Genomic DNA, 21,025 nt, shown 5'->3' with positions numbered 1-21,025 from the left:
CTATGAAATTTAAAGTCGAAACACTCCCAAACTATCGTATTGCTTATATGCGACGAGTCGGTCAATATGGTCCGGCCAATATTGAAGTAATGGAGCAGGTAAAGAAATGGGCTAATGAGAGAAATCTTCTTAAATCGGCAATTCTATTTGCAATTCCACAAGATAATCCAGAAACGACACTTCCTGAAAATTGTAGATTTGATGCTTGCATTGTAATTCCAGATGATTATCAAATTGATGATTCAGTTTACGAAGGTGAAATTTCCGGCGGAAAGTACCTTATTTACGAAGTTAAACACACAGCAGAAGATATTCAAAAAGCATTTGCTGATATTTTTCCATCTCTACAAAGTAATGGATATCAAATAGATAATAAACCTATTTTGGAAAAATACACTGGTGATATGATTAACAATCCTTATTGTGAAATCTGCGTGCCCATAAAATCATGACTTATCAGCTGTTGCTGTAGAATAACATTAAAAAATTATTAACAGCGAACAAACTTAAAGAGCATGTTTTAAAAAATCTTTTATTAAAAACATGCTCTTATTCTATTAATGGTTAATTTTTCTCCATTTCTTATTCAAAGCAATCGCTCCATTAAGAAGAAAACAAGCCATATCCATTAATTATCTCACCACTAGAAATTAACGTTGTTTCATATATCGTTTTATTTTGCTTTTTCATGAAAGATTGAACAACCTCATAACCAACTGCATATCCAGCACAAAAGGAAAGACCTACAGATTGATATCCTTATTGTTTGGCAATCTCATCACCAAACATATAACTACGTACCTCGGCAAATCCTTTTATGTCTAAAGCTTCTCCAATAACATGGATTGAATACTCTAAATCGTCCTTGTCCATAGTAGTCACCCACGGTCCCAGCTGGTCTGTTCCATACAGCTCTTTCGCAAATATCTAGTATTGTAAGTTTGAAGTAACTTTATATTTTTCATAAGATTTTCTTCGGAGTCAGTTAAGTCCAAACGAAATAATAAATTTTGCATCTCTGCAATCATTTGAGTCATGTCATTTTTAATAAAGGTTAATTTAAGTTTGTAACCTGTTATTTTTGCAGCGAGGATTTGCACAATTTTATTCAAGTCTGACTTGAATAAAACCAACTGACCGCTGTCATTCTTCTTTGTATTTAATAAATCTAAATTAGAATAGTATCGTATAGAACGTTCAGTAAGTCCGGTTATTTTGTAAACTTCCCCCGTTGTAAACAGTGTAATTCACCCCCATATTCCAAGGTTTAAGTATTACACTACGTTAATGTCAAATAAAAAATAGTCTTAGCCTTCAACATACAATTAAAAAAACCGAAATTCCCTTAAAGTAGGAAAAATCGGCTTTATTCATGTCGAAATTTGCTTAGCGTATGTTTTGCGCTTTTTTTTGGTAGGACCGTTTATCTCTATGATATGGGATACCTATCAGAAGCTGGCGAAGTAAACGACCGATTATTAGGTTACGCTTATACAGATGCTTCCCTAGGACATAGTAAATATAGTGAATTTACTCAACTAATGCTCGAAGGTGATTCTGTTATTCTATCTTTCGCTGAGCCATCTTTGCCCTTAGGGTATTTTGGAACCTTGATGAAAAAAATGGTAGCAAGATTATTAAGAATACTGGGGAATTAGTAAGTAAAACCGGTAAAATAAGCAATAAATTTCTTAAACATATAACTACACGACATGTCTTTAATAAAGCGAAAGATGAAATCCCTTTTCTACTAGAGAAATTGCCTCGTGAAAAAGTTGAAATAAATATTTCCGGGACAATCGATAACCCACGAAGTTATTTTAACAAAGAATGGTCAAACAAACAGATTGAAGATGCCGTTCAGTTTGCTTTTGAGATGCTGTTAAAAAAGGCAAAACGTACGAAGGTAAACATGTCGTCGAATATTTTGGTGAAAAAATTACTATTTCTTTCCGTGAAGGTGTTTCTAAAACTAGTTATGGTCCACATAGATACACTCTGGAAGATTTTGGTTATTAGAAAGGAGTCATTATGTTCATCATTAATTATCAACTTGCTTTATCTGAATCAGAATTAGCTGGCCTTACGTATGAAGAGTTTTTAGAAGATTACGGTGATGATTTCTTAGGGTTGATACTCTTTTCTTTTAATGAGCAGGAATATGGATATTATTGTGAAGATGCTACGGTCCATGAATTCAACTTATTCCGAGAATGGATTATCCTTTGGTTTCGACTGTTAAATGATGCTGTGTTATTATTAAAAAAGGAGGGTTATGCTGCTATTAAAACCATAGAGGAACCTGATAACTGGATCGTGTTCAAAAATAGGAATGAAAATGTATTGATTGATTTCGTACTGGCAACAGATAGGATTCCCAATGTAGTCGTGTCTGCTGTTCCTCTTTGTGGCATCTATGATGCTGGATGGGAAAATGAGATTATAAATAAAGCTCAATTTCTTTCTGAACTTAAAACGAAAACAGGCGATTTCATTCAAAAGATAGAAAGATTGAATAACAATCTTGCAGAATCAAGTGAAAACTTTCAAAGACTGAAAGAAACATACTTCTTGGCACACTTTTAGGTTTAAAAAACGAAATTTACTTTATAGTCGCTTCTGAATTTATTGTACATGATTATTTTTTTGTAAAAATCTATTAAAAAAAGATCGTTCTCTACCTTAACTAACTGCTCTTAGTAAGGAGAAGAGCGATCTTTTTTGCTGGTATGTACTCGTCAATTAGCTGTATAGCATATACAAAAGGTACAATATTTTTCTGGATTTGGACAAATAAATAATAGGTTCTTCTATTATGCAGGAATAAAAGCCGGTTACACCTTAGCGTAGTGAAAACCGGCTTTATTGCTGTTCTAAATTCCTTAACGTAGGAAAAAATCCGCTTTTTGCATATGAAAACGTCCTATCAGTACGATTTCTTTTTGCATAGCCTCCTGTATCGGTCATGCTTTTTCCATACTTTCTATAATCAAAATCACTGCATTTTTTTCTATTCCTTTTGAAAAAGACAAGGAATAGGAACAACCATCCTTTATCCACGTGGCGAGGTTGATAAGCGAGTTACTTCCTTTGAGTGTTACCTCAATATCGCTGATTTTTACAACATCGGTTTCTTCATAGGATGTATAGTCACCACTGATATCCTCTGCTCCCTTTGCTACTCTATATGTGATTTTTTTATTTCCGTCAGAATAAATAATTTTTGCTAGTTTTCCTGAAATAACTGCAGAGTTATCCATTTTATATCCGGTTGGAAGTTTTCCTGGTACAAACAGTTCAAAGGGAACAGCTTTTTTAACCGCGTCAATCCCTTTCATAATCTCAATCGGGCTAGTAACGAAAACCCGATTCGTTCCCGTATGGGCGTTCATTCCTTTCTCATTGTCTGCATGTGGAGATGTTTGAATCTGTTTATTGCCACCGTTGTTATTTATCAATGTTGGATAAATGACCATAACACCAAGTACAACGGCACAACAGGCGGCAATAGTGCTCGCTGGCCTGATCCATTTGAGGTACTGTTGTTTTTTTATCTCGGTACTCGCTTCTCTTTTCCTTGACACATTACTTAGAATTCTTTCCTCCATTTGAGGAGTAACTTCGATTTTTTCCATTGCGGAACGATATTTATTCTTCAAAATCATATGCTCCTTTCAGGTTTTTTTTGAGCATATCTCTTGCCCTATACAGAAGGGAACGTACCGTAGACTCTTTCTTTTGGATAAGAGAAGAAATTTCAAATGTAGAATAACCCTCATAATAATATAGGTGGACGACTTCGCGGTACTTTACCGGCAGGCAATGAACTGCTTCCAACACCTCTGATTCTTTATCCGTAATCCTTTCTATTTGAAGATTTTCGGGAATTGCAACGGTTTTAAACCATGAAGATTTTAGTTTATTTTTACATAAGTTGATAGCGACGCGCATCAGCCAAGCTTTTTCATGTTCAGGACTGGAAAAAGCAGGCTTATTCCTCATCAAACTGAGCAAAGTATCCTGCAGAACATCCTCTGCATCAGAAAGATTATGTAAATACGAATAAGACAATCTTAATATCGTATTGCCATAGAATTTCAATGCGTGTACCACTGTCTCATCCGTACACAATGAAACATCGGTCACCTTGCTTACACTCCTTTCGCCTGCAAGAATTAAATCTATGGAATCTAAGAAAGGAGCAAAGAGAAACTCCCTAAGCTCCTTTCCCATTAGATAAACCTATTAATTGATCCCCTCAATGATTGTTGATAGTGTGTTCTCATTAATAGGTACGTCAAAGGATAGAGAGAAGCTGGTTCCGTCCTTTGTCCATGTAGCAAGATTGATACTGTCACCTTTACCTTTTACAGTAATTTGGGTATTTCCAACAGTAATCGTTTTAACTTTATCATAAACATTATAATCACCGCTGATATCAGCATTTCCCTTGGCAGTGCGGTATGTAATTTGATTTTCACCTTTCAAGTAGGAAATTTTCGCCAGGTTGTTGCTTATCACGGTAATGTTTTTCATTTGATAACCATCCGGCAGGGTTGCAGGTACCGCAAACGTAAATCCTACTGCTTTTCGCGCTTCATCCAACGTGCTGTAGTTTACCAAAGGGTTGGGTAGTCCGATAGAAGCTGGTTTTTTCGGTTTCATCGAGTCGGTTGATATGTTGATAACATGATCTTTTATACTAACACAATTCGGATCGGTCAATAATACCTTGTAGAGATTAACAGGCACATAGATTGATCCTTCAATGATTGCCGGAGCCACACCCAAGTTTAAAGGTGCTGTCATTCCGATCGCTTTGCTGCTATATGCAAAATAGGTAGCTTCACCCACGGTTAAATCGGTTTGCATGCTACCGTTATCCATGTGGAAGGTTTGCTTCTGTTCATCCAACTTCAAGGTGAATCCAAGTGCTTCTGACGTAATTTTGAGCGGAACCATAATTTGGTCTTCCATAAGAACAATTTTTTCCGTTCCAAGCTCAACCGCCTTGTCATTGATTTTAAGAGTATATTGCACTTCAGGAGATTTCTGCGTCACAACAGCAGTTTGTTTGGGAGATAAAACATTGGTGGTCTCAGCGGCAAAAGCAGGAACTGACATCATTGTTGCTGCACATAAACCGACTAGTATTTTTTTCATTTTTAAAACAGTCCTTTCTTTGTATGAATTGTTTTGAATGTGAACTTCTATCCTAAATACAAATGAACAGTGAAAAATGTTGCAAGCTGTAAAAACAAAAATAATTTAGAATTTTAAGTATGGACTCAACTTTCTCACCATAAAATTTGATGCAATCCTTTGAAACTCATGAGATTAACGCAAAAATTCCGCAGATTGCCAAAGAAACACCTTTCTTGTTTGATATCATGGAAGTGACGAGCAGCCATGCAAACAAAAAAGGGTGTGTACTGCAATATAGCCGGTTACACCTCTTAACGTAGTAAAAACTGGCTGTATTTGTGTACATGGAATGCTTGGCGTTGTTAATCCGCGTTTTGCTAGCGATATCCCAATACAAAAAAATACCGGTATCCTGTCAGGTAAGGACTACCGGTTTATGTTTTTCTAATTTATTCAATTCTTTCATATAGAGCTTGAATTTTAGCTATGGATTCTTCATTTGTTTTTTGGAGTTTGTCCTGAAAGTCAGTTCGGAGGTGTAATAGTTCACGCTCCTTTTCAACATCTTTCTTTTCGATATTACGTTCGCATTCGGCTTGATGACACTCCTCAATCATTAGATTCTTTGATCCTTTCCATTCTTCAGCTTTACGATGCATCTCTTCTTTTTCAAAAAAGGATCGTTGTATCATATTGATTACCACTTCATCCATTCTATTGGTATATAGTTCTATCTCTGAAATATCTTTTTTGAAGTCCAGCATTCCTGCTTCTTGCATAACCCAGAGGTTGGTTACAGCTTCAATCCACTCTTTATCTGTCATTCCAGATGCTTCAATAGTGCTATTAATTATGCTTTTTCCCTAACAAAACCGGTATTGCTTTCATGGATGAAGATCTTCTTCTATGAGAAAGATCTTCATCCGGTTTAAGCTTGACGGATGAACAAAAATTTCAAATAGTCAAAATGAATGTAACGGACTACGCTAGAAACAACGGAATTGTTGAGCCTGTTTACATCTATTTTAAGAAAACTTGATTTTTCCAGAGTTCAATTTGAAAAGGATATTTCCGCTTTTAGCGGCGGCCAAAAGAAGATAATCACCTCTAAGCCTTTAAAGTAAAGTTTGATTTTTCTCGAACATTTTTTCCTTTATAAAAAAGAACCCCGACAGTTGTCGGGGTCCGCCTCAACCCTTTTGATCGACTACAACCAAGGCACTACAGTGAATATTGATTCTCCTGTTTTCGGGAACGGATTTTTTGCAAAATCTTAATAATATATACGATATTTTTTGAAATATACGGTTCGTCCATCATATCCATGTGTGATCCGTATCCCTCATATTCTGTAAGACTGCTAGTTGTAGCGCCCTTCCACAAGGCCTTTTCAAACAATAATTCGATCGTGTCGGGTTGTTGAGCCCACATGCAATGAATCTCTGCATGTATACATTCCGTATTCGTTAGTAGGTTCATATACTGCTTATAGGATTTATATCTGCTCGCAGCTTTGTCCTTTAACAACGTAACGTCTAACTTCTGTTTAACAGCAAATTCATTTACGATTTGTTCAACCTCTCGATCAATCTCATCCTCTTTTTGAATTACGATCTCTTTTTTGCGCATCGAATCTAGTAAAATGATATCCGAGACTTCATGATGTAAATTCTCCAAGGCCTTCGCCACTTCAAAGGCAACATTTCCTCCCGCAGAATACCCCACAAGAACAAATGGACCTTCCGGCTGAATCTCCAATATGTGATTGACATAATGCTCAATCAGATTTTCCTCATGAACAAAATTAAAGGCATACACCGTGGCTTGGTCCTGTAATAGCTCCGCTAGTCTCTTATAAATATAGCCTAATCCAATAATCGGAGGGAAACAGAAGAGATTGAGATGTCCTGTTTGATTCAGTAAGGTTACGGTTTTTTCAAAGTTGGTATTCGTCTCCCATACCAGCATTTGTTTAGCCATATCTTTAATGGTTTGGATTTCGAAAACATATGGAATTTCGATTGATAATTCTGCGTAAATTTTGCTAATAACTTGAATCATCCGCAGTGAATGTCCGCCAATTTCATAGAAATTATCATGAACCCCGATATTCTGAAGGCCCAGAACCTCTTGCCAAATACGGACAAGCTCCGCTTCCATTCTTGTCATCGGGGTAACCTGCTCCCCGCCTGTGTCTAAGAGGGGGGCCATCTCCTGTAGCTTTTTGTAATTGATTTTACCATTGGAGGTAAGCGGCATTTCATCCAAGCGAACAAAATAGGAAGGCATCATATACCCTGGCAAATGTTTCGCTAACGTACTTCTTACATCCGCCACAGTCAGCCCGTCTTCGAGGATCAAATAGGCGGAAAGCTCCTTTTGTCCCTTCTGAATTTCCTGAACTATCACCGCCGCTTGCTTTACTCCTGGATTTCTTAGTAACTGTGACACAATTTCTCCCGTTTCGATCCGGTGTCCCCTGATTTTCACCTGATTATCGATACGACCTAGATATTCAATCGTTCCATCAGGAAGCCATCTTGCAAAATCACCTGTTTTGTACATCCGTGTTCCTAGAATAAATGGGTTAGCTACAAATTTTTCTGCGGTCAATTCCGCTCGGTTCAAATATCCTCTAGCCAAACCCTCGCCCGAAATAAACAGCTCTCCGGCCACACCCACAGGCTGAAGCTGTCTATGTTTGTTCAGGATATAAACTGCGGTATTAGAGATCGGCTTTCCTAAAGCTACCGGGGTTTGCTTGTCGCATTCTCCGGCGATAACCTCGATGGTCGTTTCCGTAGGTCCGTAATGATTGTGAAGCTTGTATCCTTTGCTCATTAGTTTATCTTTTAACGCATCATCGAGCTGCTCTCCCCCACAAATCAGAGTGTGTAAGCAAGCAATTTTCTCCTCATCCGCCAGTAGCTCCTGCATAAATGCTGGAGAGATATTCAAAATGGTAATTTCATTTGCCGTAATATAGTCAACTAAGTATTTTTTATTCCATAGCATGTCTTTTCGGATGCAGTGTAAGGTAGCTCCGTTAAGCAGCGTGGCAAAAATTTGATCCACACTCGGATCGAATGTGTATTCTGCCGTAAAGAGCATTTTATGATTCATTTGCTCAAAATACCTATCGCTAAACCAGCAAATAGTGTTAACTACGCTTTGATGTTCGATCATAACCCCCTTAGGCTGACCCGTCGTGCCTGAGGTATAGATAATATAAATTAGATTATTCGCAAAAACGATTGGCTCCAGATTCGAACCATCCCCATCAGGGGCATCAGATTCGTCAAGGATAACAAGCTCACCGGTAAACGCGATTCGTTCCTGCAGATGGCTTTGCAGCAATAGTAACTTGACACCCGAGTCCTCTAGCATAAAGCGCATTCGTGCCTCTGGATACACTGGATTGATCGGTACATAAGCACCCCCAGCTTTTAAAATGGCTATAATTCCAACAATCATCTCTAGGGAACGTTCGACAAGGATTCCGACCGCCTGATCCGGTCCTACTCCTTGAGCTCGCAGTAATCTGGCCAAGCGGTTTGCTTTCTCGTTTAATTCCTTGTATGTCAGTTGTCTGTTTTCAAATACAACAGCCACCTGATGAGGCGTCCTCTCTACCTGCTCCTCGAACAACTGATGAATTGTCTTCTCTCTCGGATAGTTCGCTGCCGTATTCCCCCACACTTCTAAAATCTGCGTTTTCTCTTCCTCATTAAGCAGATCAAGTTCTTTAATGGGTATCTGCGGGTTTTGGATGATTTGTTCCATGATATGAACCAGATGTCCGCCGATTCGTTCCACACTCGCTTGATCATACACGCATGCATTGTATTCCAAACGAATCCCGATCTCTGTCCCAGGTACGACAATCAGGTTAAAATCATAGTTCGTTTGCTCGACTGTCTCTACATTTACGATCTCAAAGCCTGTCGAGCTGCTACTACCCAATTGCTCCATTTGCTGCTGTACAGGGTAGTTTTCAAATACCAAAATGTGAGTAATCAAGCTCTGCTTTTGCTCGGTTTGTGCTTGAATTTCATACAACGGGTACGTATCATATGCCCGGGATGCCAGAGCCTGTTCCTGAAGCATTTCCATCACTTCCAAAGCGGTGGCCTCGGCCTCACAGCGAACCCGTACTGGTATAGTATTAATAAACAAACCAATGATGTTCTCAATCCCAGGAACCTCCGTTGGTCTACCTGAGACGACGTTTCCGAATACCACATCCTGATTGTCGTTATATTTCTGCAGCAAGATCCCCCAAGCTGTTTGCATCAAGGTATTTACCGTCACGTTCTGCTGTTTCGCAATTTGATTTATCCGCTGGGTTAGCTGTTCACTAAGAGAGATAATATGTCTCTTTACAACAAACTCTGCTGGCTTTTCCTGACGTTTTGTTTTACCAAGAACTGTCTGATGTTCATAGCCTTCCAGATAGTCGTGCCAATACCTTGAAGCCGCTTCGCCATCTTGCTTCTCCAGCCACTCGATAAATGAGCTATAGGGTCTTACCGGTGCAAGTTGGGGTTGTCTTTGCTCCTGATAGGCGAAGTAGATTTCGAACACTTCCTTGGCAATGAGAGACAAGCACCAGCCATCCATCAGGATATGATGAAAGCTCCAGACAAATCGATACGTTTCGTCTTTCGTCCGCAGAATGGCGACCCGCATAAGCGTATTCTGAGCCAAATCAAATCCCTTGTTCTTATCCCTTTTCAAAAGCGTCGCAATATACGCCTCACACTGCTCCTCGTTTAGCTCGCGAAGATCTTCATAAAAAAATCCGGCAGGCTTTTCTCGAAATACCACTTGTACGGGGTGCTCTTTCCATCCGCTGTAAAAGTTCGTCCGCAATACTTCATTTCGTTGCACCAATACGTTCAAGCTCTTTTCAAATGCGATCACATCAAAGGCTCCCTGCAGGGTAAACGTTGTTTGCTCAAAGTAGGCTCCCAAATGAGGATTCACCAGACTGTGGAACAGCATCCCCTTCTGCATCGGCGTTAATGTGTAAACATTCTCTAGCTCTCCTACATGCCGGGTTTGTTCTATTAGCTGTTCTAGCTCCTCAATTGTCAATCCCTTCAACAAAACATCGCTTGGCGTCAGTTCCTTTTGCTCTTTCACCACACAATGTGCAATCACTTCCTGAAGGCTTTCTCGTAATAACCCAGCCAGCCGCTCGATCGTTTCACTTCGATATTCCTTACTGCTGTAGCTGATTGTCAGAGACAGTTCTTCCCCCGCGATCATGCCGTTTAGATCAAGTACATAGGGTCTTGCCGCATTTTTGTTAATGGTGTCTCCAACAGAATAGGGCGATATCTGCATTGCATTATTTTGCAAATCCTGATCAAATTGGCCCAAATAATTAAAACTAATCTGCGGCTCTATGTTGTATGAATTCCCCTGATGATCAGACAAATATCGGATGATCCCGTATCCAATTCCTTTTTGCGGGATATGGCGTAAGCCTTCTTTTACCCGTTTAATCAGGTAAGGTAAATCCTGCTCTGCCTTCATTTCCAACACGACAGGGTACTGGCTCGTAAACCAGCCCACAGTGCGTGTAATATCCATATTTTTGATGATGGATTCCCTTCCATGCCCTTCTAGGTTCACAATGACCTGATCCAGACCCGTCCAGGCATGGAGTGCCCTTCCTAGGGCAGCGAGTAAGAGATCGTTCATTTCTGTGTTATATGCCCAATGAGCTTGTTTTACAAGTTGTTTGGTTTCCTCCCGATTCCACTGCACCGTAACCGTCTGATTATCTCGAATCCGCACATCATCGTGCTTATAATCCCTGGGGAGCGGCTTATTTTCAATCTGGGCAACGGACTGCCAATAGGCCCGTTCGTTCTCGTTTGCTTGGTTAGTGGCATAGGAAGCGAGCTGCTCTGCCCACAAACGGAAGGAATCTGTTTTTTCTGGAAAACGAATGTCCGCTCCGTTCCTAGCTTGTTCATAGCCTGTGGCAATATCCTCAAATAAGATTCGCCATGATACCCCATCGACAACTAAATGATGAATGACAATCAGGAGATGATCCCCTTCTGCACATTGGAATAACCCTAACTTCATCAAGGGTCCTTCCTTCATATTGATGCTGCTCTGGATCTCATTTGCTTTGGCTTCAATCAGTTGAGCATACTCCGTCTCTTCTCGAAGATTAACAACCTCAAAGGAGGACAGCTCACCTTCATCAATCCCCCGATTCCAGGCCGTATATCCGCCGCTATCACTCTGATAAAATACCATACGCAGGGCATCGTGATGCTCGGTAATTTTCTGTATTACCCTACGAAGCGAACTTTCATCGAATCCTTCCTTCCGATACAGCATGACCGCTTGATTAAAATGATGAGGGTCTGCAAAATTTTGCTCAAAGAACCAGCTCTGGATTGGTGTAAGTCTTGCTTCTCCCTTCACTTCCCTCTGATCAGCCATTCTATTGACGAGTTGGACATACGGACTGAGTTTTGCAACGGTAGGATATTTAAACAAATCCTTTAATTCCAGCTTGTAGCCCTCTTGATACAGCCTTGAAGAAATCTGGAGGGCTTTAATCGAGTCGCCTCCTAGATCAAAGTAATTATCTAGCAGCCCGATCGCTTTAACTCCTAATACCGACTGCCAAATCGAGACTAAAGCCCTCTCCACTTCTGTGCGAGGTGCCACGTATGCCGTTCCGGTTTGCAGATTATCACCTGGGGCAGGCAGCGCTTTGCGGTCGAGCTTTCCATTCATGGCTAACGGCATCCGCTCTACCTGTACAAAGTACGATGGAATCATGTAGCCCGGCAGTTCTTGGGATAAGGCTCCCCTTAATTCACTCACGGTAAGCCTTCGATCTGCTACGAAATATGCACATAGCGCCTTCTGTCTACCCCCATCCTCCCGTGGAACAACTACTGCTTCCCGTACGTATCCCGTTTTCAGTAGGTGTGCTTCGACTTCTCCAAGCTCGATACGGTAACCGCGGATTTTTACCTGATGGTCAATTCGCCCCAGATATTCAATATTGCCATCCGACAGCCATCTCGCCAAGTCGCCCGTCCGATACATCCGTTCGCCGGGCAGAAAGGGGTTATGCACAAACTTCTCAGCTGTCAGCTCAGGGCGGTTCAAATAACCTCTTGCCAGCCCCACACCGGCGATGCATAGTTCCCCGGCCACACCTATCGGCTGCTGCTGGTTCTGTGAATTAACAATATAGAGCTGTGTATTGTCAATCGGTTTTCCGATCGGGATATTCGTGTAAGCTTCTCCTTCCTGACAATCAAAATACGTCACATCTACAGTCGCTTCTGTCGGCCCATACAGGTTAATTATCTGGGCTTTGCTCACTGGGGCAATGAAGCGATGGAATTGTGCAACCTGCGAAGCAAGTAACGCTTCACCACTCGTAAACACACGCCGCACCGAAGCAAGCTTGTTCTTTTTTTCCTCATACGTTCGTTGCTGGATATATTCCAGAAAAGCTTGCAGCATAGATGGAACAAAATGCAATGTGGTAATGCTTTGCTCCTCCAATGTATTTAATATGACTGCCGGATTCTTTTCCCCTCCAACAGGAAGCAGGCATACTCTGGCACCGACAAGTGCCCACCAGAATAGCTCCCACACAGACACATCAAACGTAATGGTCGTTTTTTGCAGGATCGTATCATTTTCAGTGATTGGATATTTCTTTTGCATCCACAGCAAGCGGTTGATCACTGAGCTGTGTTCTATCATGACTCCCTTGGGTTGACCTGTCGTTCCCGAAGTATAGATGACATACGCCATGTCTTTAGCCCCGTTGATCAGCTCTAGATTAGAGCCGTCATCACTATAGGAGCCGACATCATTTAAATCAATAAACTTCCCTGCAAATGACGCTCGCTCCCGTAGATGCTCCTGTCCCAAAAGCAGGTTCGCTCCTGAATCCTGAAGCATGAAACGAATCCTTTCCTTTGGATACTCCGGATCAATCGGTACATAGGCGCCGCCAGCCTTCAAAATTCCGAAGATACCGACGATCAGCTCTAGGGAACGCTCGACCATGATGCCGACAGGGTTGTCTGCATGCACACCCTCTGAACGCAGTGTTCTCGCTAGCTTATTGGCTTGCTCGTTTAGCTCGCGGTACGTTAACTGCCCTCCTTCCCCAACAACCGCCACTCGTTCTGGCGTACGCTCTACCTGTTCTTCAAACAGCTCGTTGATTGTCTTCTCGCGTGGATAGTCAGTTGCCGTAGCTCCCCATACCTCCAGAATCTGTGTTTTCTCCTCCGGTGTCATCACTTCCACAGACGAGAGCTTAGCTTCTGGATTCTTTACAATCAGACTGATAAACTGCTGAAAATGCTTGGCCATTCGTTCGACTGTCTGCCGCTTATACAACGCTGTGGCATATTCCATGCTGAACTCGATGGTTTCTCCAACCTCTACTCCGCTTAAAGCAAGGTCAAATTTAGCCGTAGAATAATCGTTCTGATATTGTTTAGACTGCACCCCTTGGATATTTAATTCCGCTTGGGTTACATTGTGTAGTACGAATAGGGTATCAAACACCGGATTGCGACTGAGATCACGTGCAACATTTAGTTTTTCCACTATTTCCTCAAATGGGTAATCCGCATTCTCATACGCCTTCAGCGCCGTTTGTTTCACCTCTTGCAGATACATTTTGAATGTTTTCTCCCCATCTGGGAAGCAACGCAAAGCCACAGTATTGACGAACATTCCTATTACTCGTTCCAAATCGGCATGCGGACGGCCCGCTACCGGGGAACCAATCACGATTTCGTTTTGCCCACTGTATTTGTTTAAAAAGGCACTGTAAGCAGCCAGTAGCACCATGTACAGCGTCGATTCTTGATCTCTAGCTATTTGATATAGCCCCTGAGCTATCTTTACATCCAATGTAAAGGTGACCTGATCTCCATGGAAGCTTTGAGTTGCAGGGCGAGGGTAATCCGTTGGTAGCTCCAGCACTGGTAGTTCCCCCGACAATTGCTCCAGCCAGTAGCGCTCCTGTGCCCTATATTGCGTACTCTGCAGCCAATCCTGCTGCCATACCGCATAATCCTTATATTGTATGCGAAGTGTCGGAAGCTCCTCTCCCTCATAAAGCTTCACGAATTCTTCTATCAATACTTTCATCGATACACCGTCAGAAATGATATGGTGCATATCGAATACGAGAATGTTCCGATCTGGTGCAATCTGTAACAATGCAGCGCGTAGCAATGGGGCTCGGGACAGATTGAATGAGCGAATAAAGGACCTTATATATGTCTTAGCCTCACTCTCTTCCAGTTCTAAAAGCTTTATCTCTGCCTCCGCATACTGATGAATCCGTTGCACCAACTCTCCATTCACAAGCTCAAAGGAGGTACGAAGTGCTTCATGACGGCTGACAAGCTGTGTTATCGTCCTTTTAAAGCGTTCATGATCCAATAATCCCTCGACTAGTAAAGCAATCGGCATGTTGTAGCCTTGTTCAGCTCCTTCCAGCTGCTGAAGGATGTACAGCCGCTTTTGTGCGGAAGATACCGGATAATAATCTCTCTTCCTCACAGGCTGGATAGATGCATATGCGTTCTTTTCCATTCCCGAAATCAGCTTGGCTATGCCTTCGATCGTCGGATTTTGAAATATCTCCCTAAGCGGTACCTCGCTCTGAAGCTGCTGGTGCATACGGGCGACAAGCGCGGTCGCTTTCAACGAATGTCCTCCCAGCTCAAAGAAGTTATCGTGCATGCCAATACGCTCAATGCCAAGAACATCTTGCCAAATGTGGGTAAGTTGCTCTTCTAGCTGGTTACGCGGCGCAACATATTCCCGCCCCGTCTCCAAGCTTCCCTTCGGCTCTGGCAACGCCTTGCGATTCACTTTCCCGTTTGATGTTAACGGCATGCTCTCCAGCCTTATAAAATACGAAGGAACCATGTACTCTGGCAAACCCTCTGACACATGTTTTCGCAAACTGGCTGCTTCTGGCGCTTGCCCCGTCGTCACATAATAAGCACACAACAACCTAGTTCCATGACTATCCTCCCGATCGACAACGACAGCCTCCTTTATTCCTTCATAAGCTAAGAGCCTGTCTTCAATTTCCCACAGTTCAATGCGAAAGCCACGTATTTTAACCTGATAGTCGATCCGGCCTAAATATTCAATCTCTCCGGTAGGAAGCCATCTAGCTTGATCTCCTGTTTTATACATTTTTTCGGTTGGATTAAAGGGATTTACAACAAATTTTTGTGCTGTCAGTTCTTCATCATGTAAGTATCCTCGTGCCAACCCCCGGCCCGAAATATAGATTTCTCCCGCAATTCCCGTTGGCTGTAGCTCCTGATGTTTCCCCAGAATATACACGCGGGTATTGGCTATGGGTCTGCCAATCGTAATCAACTCAGGCGTGCCCTTTATAAGAAGTGCGCTTGTAATAACACTATTTTCCGTAGGGCCATATTCGTTAACAATTTCAATATCAGGATGAAGCGAGCGGATTGTTTCCACCAATCCTTTACTGACCTTTTCACCAGCGACCACGATATTACGCACCGATTGCAAATCTTTTGCCGACATACCCTCGAGCAAGGCTGAATAAAAGCTTGGGGGACTTTGCAAATGCGTAATGCTTTGCTCCCGAATGACTCGCTTGATCCAGATTGGGTCTTTTGCTTCTTGCTCGTTTAAAAAATACACTGTGGCTCCCGAAACTATAGGAGCAAAAAAATGTGTGACAAAGGAATCGAACACAAACGGATTCAGCATCAAAACTCGAGCATCCCGGTAATGATACGCCGTTACCTTCCACTGGATTGTATTGAGGATACTTTGATGCTCGATCATTACCCCCTTGGGTTGTCCAGTCGTACCCGATGTGTAAATGATATAGGCCAAATGATGAGAAGCAAGCTGAACATCCACATTCTCAGTGCTTTGCCGCCCAATGATTGAATCTTCAAAATACAAACCAGGCACATTGATGCTACTTTCAAACTGCTTACGGGTAACCACTAATTCTGCACCGCTGTTGGACAGCATATAGCGGATCCGTTCCTGCGGATATGCTGGGTCGATTGGCAGATATGCACCGCCCGCTTTCAGAATGCCAAGAATTCCGACAATCATCTCCAAAGAACGCTCGACCATCAGTCCAACGACGCTTTCAGACTGTACGCCTTGCGCACGAAGAGTTCTTGCTAATTGATTGGCCCGTTCGTTTAGTTCCCGATACGTAAGCCTTTGATCATCAAACACAACAGCAATATGATCTGGTGTTTTTTCAGCCTGCTCCTCAAATAACTGAAAAATGGTTGTATCTCTTGGGTACTCTGCTGCGGTATCGTTGAACTGCACCAACAGCTCCCTTTTCTCTGTCTCGCTCAGCATTTCCAGCCTGCTTATTTCTACTTCCGGGTCCTTAGCAATCTCTTTGAGCATTCGGATGAAATGCTGTGTCCAGCGTCGCATGGTTTCCTTCCTAAACAGTGCTGTACTGTATTCTAGGCTACACTCGATTACGTCTTTGGCTTCCGCCGCCTGCAAGGTAAGATCGAATTTAGCCGCAGTTTGGGAAAACGAATGCGGAACAACCCATAAATCCTTTGCTTGCAACGGTTTTCGATCCATATTTTGCAATACAAACATGGCGTCAAATACAGGATTGCGACTCAGATCGCGTGGCACATCTAGTTTTTCCACCAGCTCTTCAAATGGGAAGTCCGCATGCTCATATGCTTGTAATGCGGTTTGTTTCACCTCTTGCAAGTACGTCTTGAACGTTTTCTTTCCATCTGGGAAACAGCGCAAGGCCACAGTATTTACGAACATCCCCATTACTCGTTCCAAATCGGCGTGCGGCCGGCCGGCTACCGGTGTCCCAACAATAATCTCATTTTGTCCGCTATACCTGCTTAACAGGGCGCTGTAAGCGGCTAGTAGAACCATGTACAGTGTTGATCCATGCTCTCTAGTAATCCGATGCAAGCCTTGAGTCGTCTCTGCATCCAATGTAAAGGCAACCTGATCTCCGCTGAAGCTCTTCACCGCAGGACGCGGGTAATCCGTTGGCAGCTCCAGCACGGGCAACTCTTTAGATAGCTGTTCCAGCCAGAAACGCTCCTGTGCTTTGTATTGTTCGCTTTGCAGCCAAGTCTGTTGCCATACTGCGTAATCCTTGTACTGGATGCGCAACGAAGGTAGCTGCTCTCCCTCATAAAGCTTCGCAAATTCCTCCACTAGTATGTTCATTGATACCCCATCGGAAATGATGTGGTGCATATCAAACAGGAGAATATGCCGATCAGCCTTAATTCGCAGCAAGGCCACTCGCAGAAGTGGAGCACAAGATAAATCGAACAGGCGGACAAACTCACGTACATGCGCCTCTACCTCACTCTCCTCCACCTCCCAAAAGCTTACCTTTGTCTTTGCATGCTGTTGAATTCGCTGCACAGGTGTGCCATTCACAAGCTCAAAGGAAGTCCGTAATGCTTCGTGGCGACTGACAAGTTGCATGACTGTCCCTTCAAAGCGTTCTCGATTCAGCGGTCCTTCGATCAGCAGAGCTGCTGGCATGTTATAACCTTGCTCGGCTCCTTCCAGTTGTTGAAGGATGTACAGCCTCTTTTGCGCGGAAGAAACTGGATACATATCCTGTTCTCCCGCAGGTTCGATGGAGGCATGCACGTTCGTATCCAGTCTGGACATGACGCGGGCCAAGCCTTCGATTGTCGGGGACTGAAAAACCTCTCGGAGCGGTACCTCAACCTGAAGCTGTTGGTGGATGCGGGTAACAAGCGCAGTAGCTTTCAGCGAGTGACCTCCTAAGTCAAAAAAGTTATCTCGTACGCCAATGCTCTCTATGCCCAGAACAGTTTGCCATATGAGAGTAAGCTGTTCTTCTAACTGATTGCGGGGTGCAAGATATTCCCGTCCTTTCTCTGCGTTTCCTTCCGGCTCTGGCAATGCCTTGCGGTCAACCTTCCCGTTTGACGTCAATGGCATGCTTTCTACTTGTATGAAATATGAGGGGATCATATAGCCGGGAAGTGCTTGGGACAGTTGCTTTCGCACATCAGATATCGACAGCTTCTCCTCTGCTACATAATAAGCGGTTAGATAATTATTCCCTTCTCGATCCGGTCGGGCCATCACGACCGTTTCTTTTACGGGAGGAAGCTGAAGCAGTCTAGACTCAATTTCTCCCAGCTCGATGCGATTTCCCCGGATTTTTACCTGATGATCAATCCGCCCCATGTACTCTATGTTTCCATCTGGAAGCCATCTAGCTAAGTCCCCCGTCCGGTACATACGCTCGCTTGGATTAAAAGGATTGGTGACAAACTTCTCCCTTGTTAGGTCTGGACGATGGTAGTACCCTCTGGCCACACCGACCCCAGTTATGCACAGTTCTCCAGGCATACCAATTCCCTGCATCCTGCCCTGCCGATTCACTATATACAATCGAGTGTTATCAATTGGCTTACCGATAGGAATCTGTGTAATCGGCCCGTCCATTGGACAATCGTAGAAGCTTACATCCACAGTTGCCTCAGTCGGACCGTACAAATTATGAAGCTTCGTGCCATTCGCTTGATACAATAGCGTTCGGAAACGCTCTCCATGCTTGACGTGCAAAGCCTCGCCGCTTGTAAATACACGGCGTAGGCAGCGCAAGCGGTGAGCTTCTTGGCGTAGAGCTACCGATTCGAGAAACATATGCAGCATCGATGGAACAAAATGCATCGTTGTTACTTGGTGCCGCTCGATTGCTTGGACAATGGTTCTAGGGTCCTTTTCTCCGCCTGGTGCCAGCAGGCAAACTTTCGCCCCTGTCCAAGACCACCAAAATAACTCCCATACCGAAACATCAAAAGAAATCGGTGTTTTCTGCAAAATGACATCGCGATTCTCCAAGGGATAATGTTTTTGCATCCAAAGAAGTCGGTTCACAACACTGTGATGCTCCACCATGACCCCCTTTGGCTTGCCTGTAGAACCAGATGTATAGATAATGTAAGCTAAATGTTCAGAAAGAGATACTGGCTCCAGATTACTGCCATCACCTTCGTCCAGCTTTAGCTCATCCAAGCTCATCGTAACGCCTGAAAATTTGACATGCTCCTTTAAAGACTGCGAAAGCAATAAGATAGAAGTGCCGCTATCTTCCAGCAAGTACTCAATGCGTTCCTGCGGATAACCAGGATCAATAGGCAGATAAGCTCCACCAGCCTTTAAGATGCCAAAAATGCCAATGATCATATCCAAAGAACGTTCGATCATCAATCCAACGATGCTGTCCGCTTTCACTCCTTTGCCGCGAAGCACTCTAGCCAATCGATTGGCTCGTTCGTTAAGCTCCTGATATGTCAACATCCCCTCTTGTGCCACAACCGCAATATGATCCGGATTTTTCTTCGCCTGTTCTTCAAAAAGCTGATGAATAGTCGCATTCCTCGGATAATCCGCCATCGTATCATTAAACTCCAATAATTGGCGTTCTTCGGATTTCGTCAGCAATTCAATATCTCTCACCTTTATATCCGGCTGCTTAAGCACAGCCTGGGCGGCTTGCATCAGATGCCCCGCTACTCTTTGAATATTTTCCTTATCGTATCGGTTGGCGTTATAGCAAAACTTAATCAGAACTTCCTCTGACGGCTCCACGATAATCGTCAGATCATAGTTGGTTCTTTCGGTGGTAGAAACTTGTTCGATCGAAAATCCAACATGTTTTGCTTGCTCAAGCCCTTGCTGGAGAGGAAAATTTTCAAAAACCATAATATGATGAATCAGCTCTTGCTTAATAATGGATTCTGCCTGAATTTCATATAGCGGAGAATAACTGTAAGCCTCGGCTGCAACGCTATTCTTTTGAAGCTGTTGTATCCATGTAGAGAAGGAAAGCTGATCGGATTGAATTCGCACTGGAATTGTGTTGATAAACAACCCCACCATGCTTTCGATTCCTTTGATTTCAGCAGGTCTGCCTGAAACAACCGAGCCGAACACAACATCGTCTGTGTCATTATAGCGTTGGAGCAAAAGACCCCAAAGAGCCTGAAACACAGTGTTCAAGGTGACATGATTTTTCTTCGCCAATTGAACAAGCCCTTTTGTAACCTCTCGATCCAGCAATAATCGGACTTCCTCGGGCAGGTAGCCCTCTTGAACGGCTTGTCCCCCGGAAAATGGAAGTGATGCTTGCTGTTCATATCCAAGCAAATACGTTTTCCAATATGCTAGTGCTTCTTTTTTGTCACGTTTGCCCAACCACTTAATATACGTACTATAAGGCTGTGTTTTCTCAAGTAGGATTGTTTGATTGTGTAGCAAAGCCCGGTAGCAGTTGAATAAAGCAGTAATGATAATACCCCGGCACCAGCCGTCCATAATGATGTGATGATAGCTCCAGACAAATCTGTAACTTTGCTCAGCGACCCGAAAGATTGACATTCTAAGCAAAACATCCTTGGAGATATCGAACCCTTTTTCCCGGTCATCGGCCTTGAATTGCTCGATAAAAGGCTCTATATCTGACGCTGGCAAATGAGAAATATCCTGGTAATGAATGTGAGAATCTCGTTTCTTCAACACAACCTGACGGGGCTTGGAAACATTCTGATAAATAAAAACCGTTCTGAGAATATCGTAGTGAGCGATTACTTTATTCATACTCTCTTGCAAGCATTCCACAGCAACATGGCCTTCTACCGTAAAATCAAATTGTTCAAAATAAGCGTTAGAATGGTTGTTCATGATGGAGTGAAACAAAATCCCTTCCTGCATAGGAGACAACGGGAAAATATCTTGAATGTCTGCTTTATTCATTATGGAGGAACGCTCCCCTCTATTATAG

At 42.9% G+C, this 21,025-nt stretch carries 8 protein-coding genes and 2 pseudogenes; 3 read left to right on the top strand and 7 right to left on the bottom strand.

Translation table 11 applies throughout. The annotated features are described in order from the left end of the window. Positions 1-2: 2 nt before the first annotated feature. Positions 3-452 carry an AraC family transcriptional regulator gene (locus QZ995_RS21165; protein ID WP_301811447.1) on the top strand — a complete coding sequence of 150 codons (450 nt, stop codon included), beginning with the start codon at positions 3-5 and terminating at the stop codon, positions 450-452. Positions 453-603: 151 nt separating this feature from the next. On the opposite strand, the pseudogene QZ995_RS21160 reads toward QZ995_RS21165, so the two are convergent. Together QZ995_RS21160 and QZ995_RS23905 are read right to left on the bottom strand one after the other, a co-directional pair. Further along, positions 604-924: pseudogene (locus tag QZ995_RS21160) on the bottom strand (DUF2268 domain-containing putative Zn-dependent protease); the annotation flags it as partial. Continuing rightward, positions 879-1,241, bottom strand: a complete 363-nt coding sequence (locus tag QZ995_RS23905) for a MerR family transcriptional regulator (RefSeq protein ID WP_366919717.1) — start codon at positions 1,239-1,241, stop codon at positions 879-881. The pseudogene QZ995_RS21160 and the gene QZ995_RS23905, both read right to left, overlap by 46 nt. A 790-nt stretch (positions 1,242-2,031) precedes the next feature. Between QZ995_RS23905 and QZ995_RS21155 the strand changes: the two genes are divergently transcribed. Further along, entirely contained in the window at positions 2,032-2,586 is a 555-nt protein-coding gene (locus QZ995_RS21155) for a hypothetical protein (RefSeq protein ID WP_301811444.1), read from the top strand. Positions 2,587-2,963: 377 nt separating this feature from the next. Here the strand turns inward: QZ995_RS21155 and QZ995_RS21150 are convergent, their stop codons facing one another. From QZ995_RS21150 to QZ995_RS21135, 4 genes are all read right to left on the bottom strand, one after another. Beyond that, positions 2,964-3,665: a DUF4367 domain-containing protein gene (locus QZ995_RS21150; RefSeq protein ID WP_301811440.1), complete on the bottom strand. Its 702-nt coding sequence runs from the start codon at positions 3,663-3,665 to the stop codon at positions 2,964-2,966. After that, positions 3,649-4,233: a sigma-70 family RNA polymerase sigma factor gene (locus QZ995_RS21145; RefSeq protein ID WP_301811438.1), complete on the bottom strand. Its 585-nt coding sequence runs from the start codon at positions 4,231-4,233 to the stop codon at positions 3,649-3,651. Before QZ995_RS21145 ends, QZ995_RS21150 begins: the two co-directional genes overlap by 17 nt. 12 nt (positions 4,234-4,245) lie before the next feature. After that, entirely contained in the window at positions 4,246-5,163 is a 918-nt protein-coding gene (locus tag QZ995_RS21140) for a stalk domain-containing protein (protein ID WP_301811435.1), read from the bottom strand. 431 nt (positions 5,164-5,594) lie between these two features. Beyond that, positions 5,595-5,969 (bottom strand): hypothetical protein, encoded by a 375-nt coding sequence (locus QZ995_RS21135; RefSeq protein ID WP_301811432.1) that lies wholly within the window; start codon positions 5,967-5,969, stop codon positions 5,595-5,597. Positions 5,970-6,115: 146 nt separating this feature from the next. Between QZ995_RS21135 and QZ995_RS21130 the strand changes: the two are divergent. Further along, a pseudogene (locus QZ995_RS21130) lies at positions 6,116-6,263 on the top strand (Lsa family ABC-F type ribosomal protection protein); the annotation flags it as partial. 103 nt (positions 6,264-6,366) lie between these two features. On the opposite strand, the gene QZ995_RS21125 reads toward QZ995_RS21130, so the two are convergent. Beyond that, positions 6,367-20,997, bottom strand: coding sequence for a non-ribosomal peptide synthase/polyketide synthase (locus QZ995_RS21125; protein ID WP_301811428.1), 14,631 nt, complete (start codon positions 20,995-20,997; stop codon positions 6,367-6,369). Positions 20,998-21,025: the final 28 nt, after the last annotated feature.

Source organism: Brevibacillus laterosporus (genome assembly GCF_030489605.1).
Taxonomy (GTDB): Bacteria; Bacillota; Bacilli; order Brevibacillales; family Brevibacillaceae; genus Brevibacillus_B; species Brevibacillus_B laterosporus_E.
This window is presented reverse-complemented; position numbering and strand designations above follow the sequence as displayed.

Excerpts from the sequence above, each read along its gene's own strand:
- QZ995_RS21165 (WP_301811447.1), top strand. The coding sequence starts at position 3 with ATGAAATTTAAAGTCGAAACACTCCCAAACTATCGTATTGCTTATATG.
- QZ995_RS21155 (WP_301811444.1), top strand. The coding sequence starts at position 2,032 with ATGTTCATCATTAATTATCAACTTGCTTTATCTGAATCAGAATTAGCT.
- QZ995_RS21150 (WP_301811440.1), bottom strand. The coding sequence starts at position 3,665 with ATGATTTTGAAGAATAAATATCGTTCCGCAATGGAAAAAATCGAAGTT.
- QZ995_RS21145 (WP_301811438.1), bottom strand. The coding sequence starts at position 4,233 with ATGGGAAAGGAGCTTAGGGAGTTTCTCTTTGCTCCTTTCTTAGATTCC.
- QZ995_RS21140 (WP_301811435.1), bottom strand. The coding sequence starts at position 5,163 with ATGAAAAAAATACTAGTCGGTTTATGTGCAGCAACAATGATGTCAGTT.
- QZ995_RS21135 (WP_301811432.1), bottom strand. The coding sequence starts at position 5,969 with ATGACAGATAAAGAGTGGATTGAAGCTGTAACCAACCTCTGGGTTATG.
- QZ995_RS21125 (WP_301811428.1), bottom strand. The coding sequence starts at position 20,997 with ATGAATAAAGCAGACATTCAAGATATTTTCCCGTTGTCTCCTATGCAG.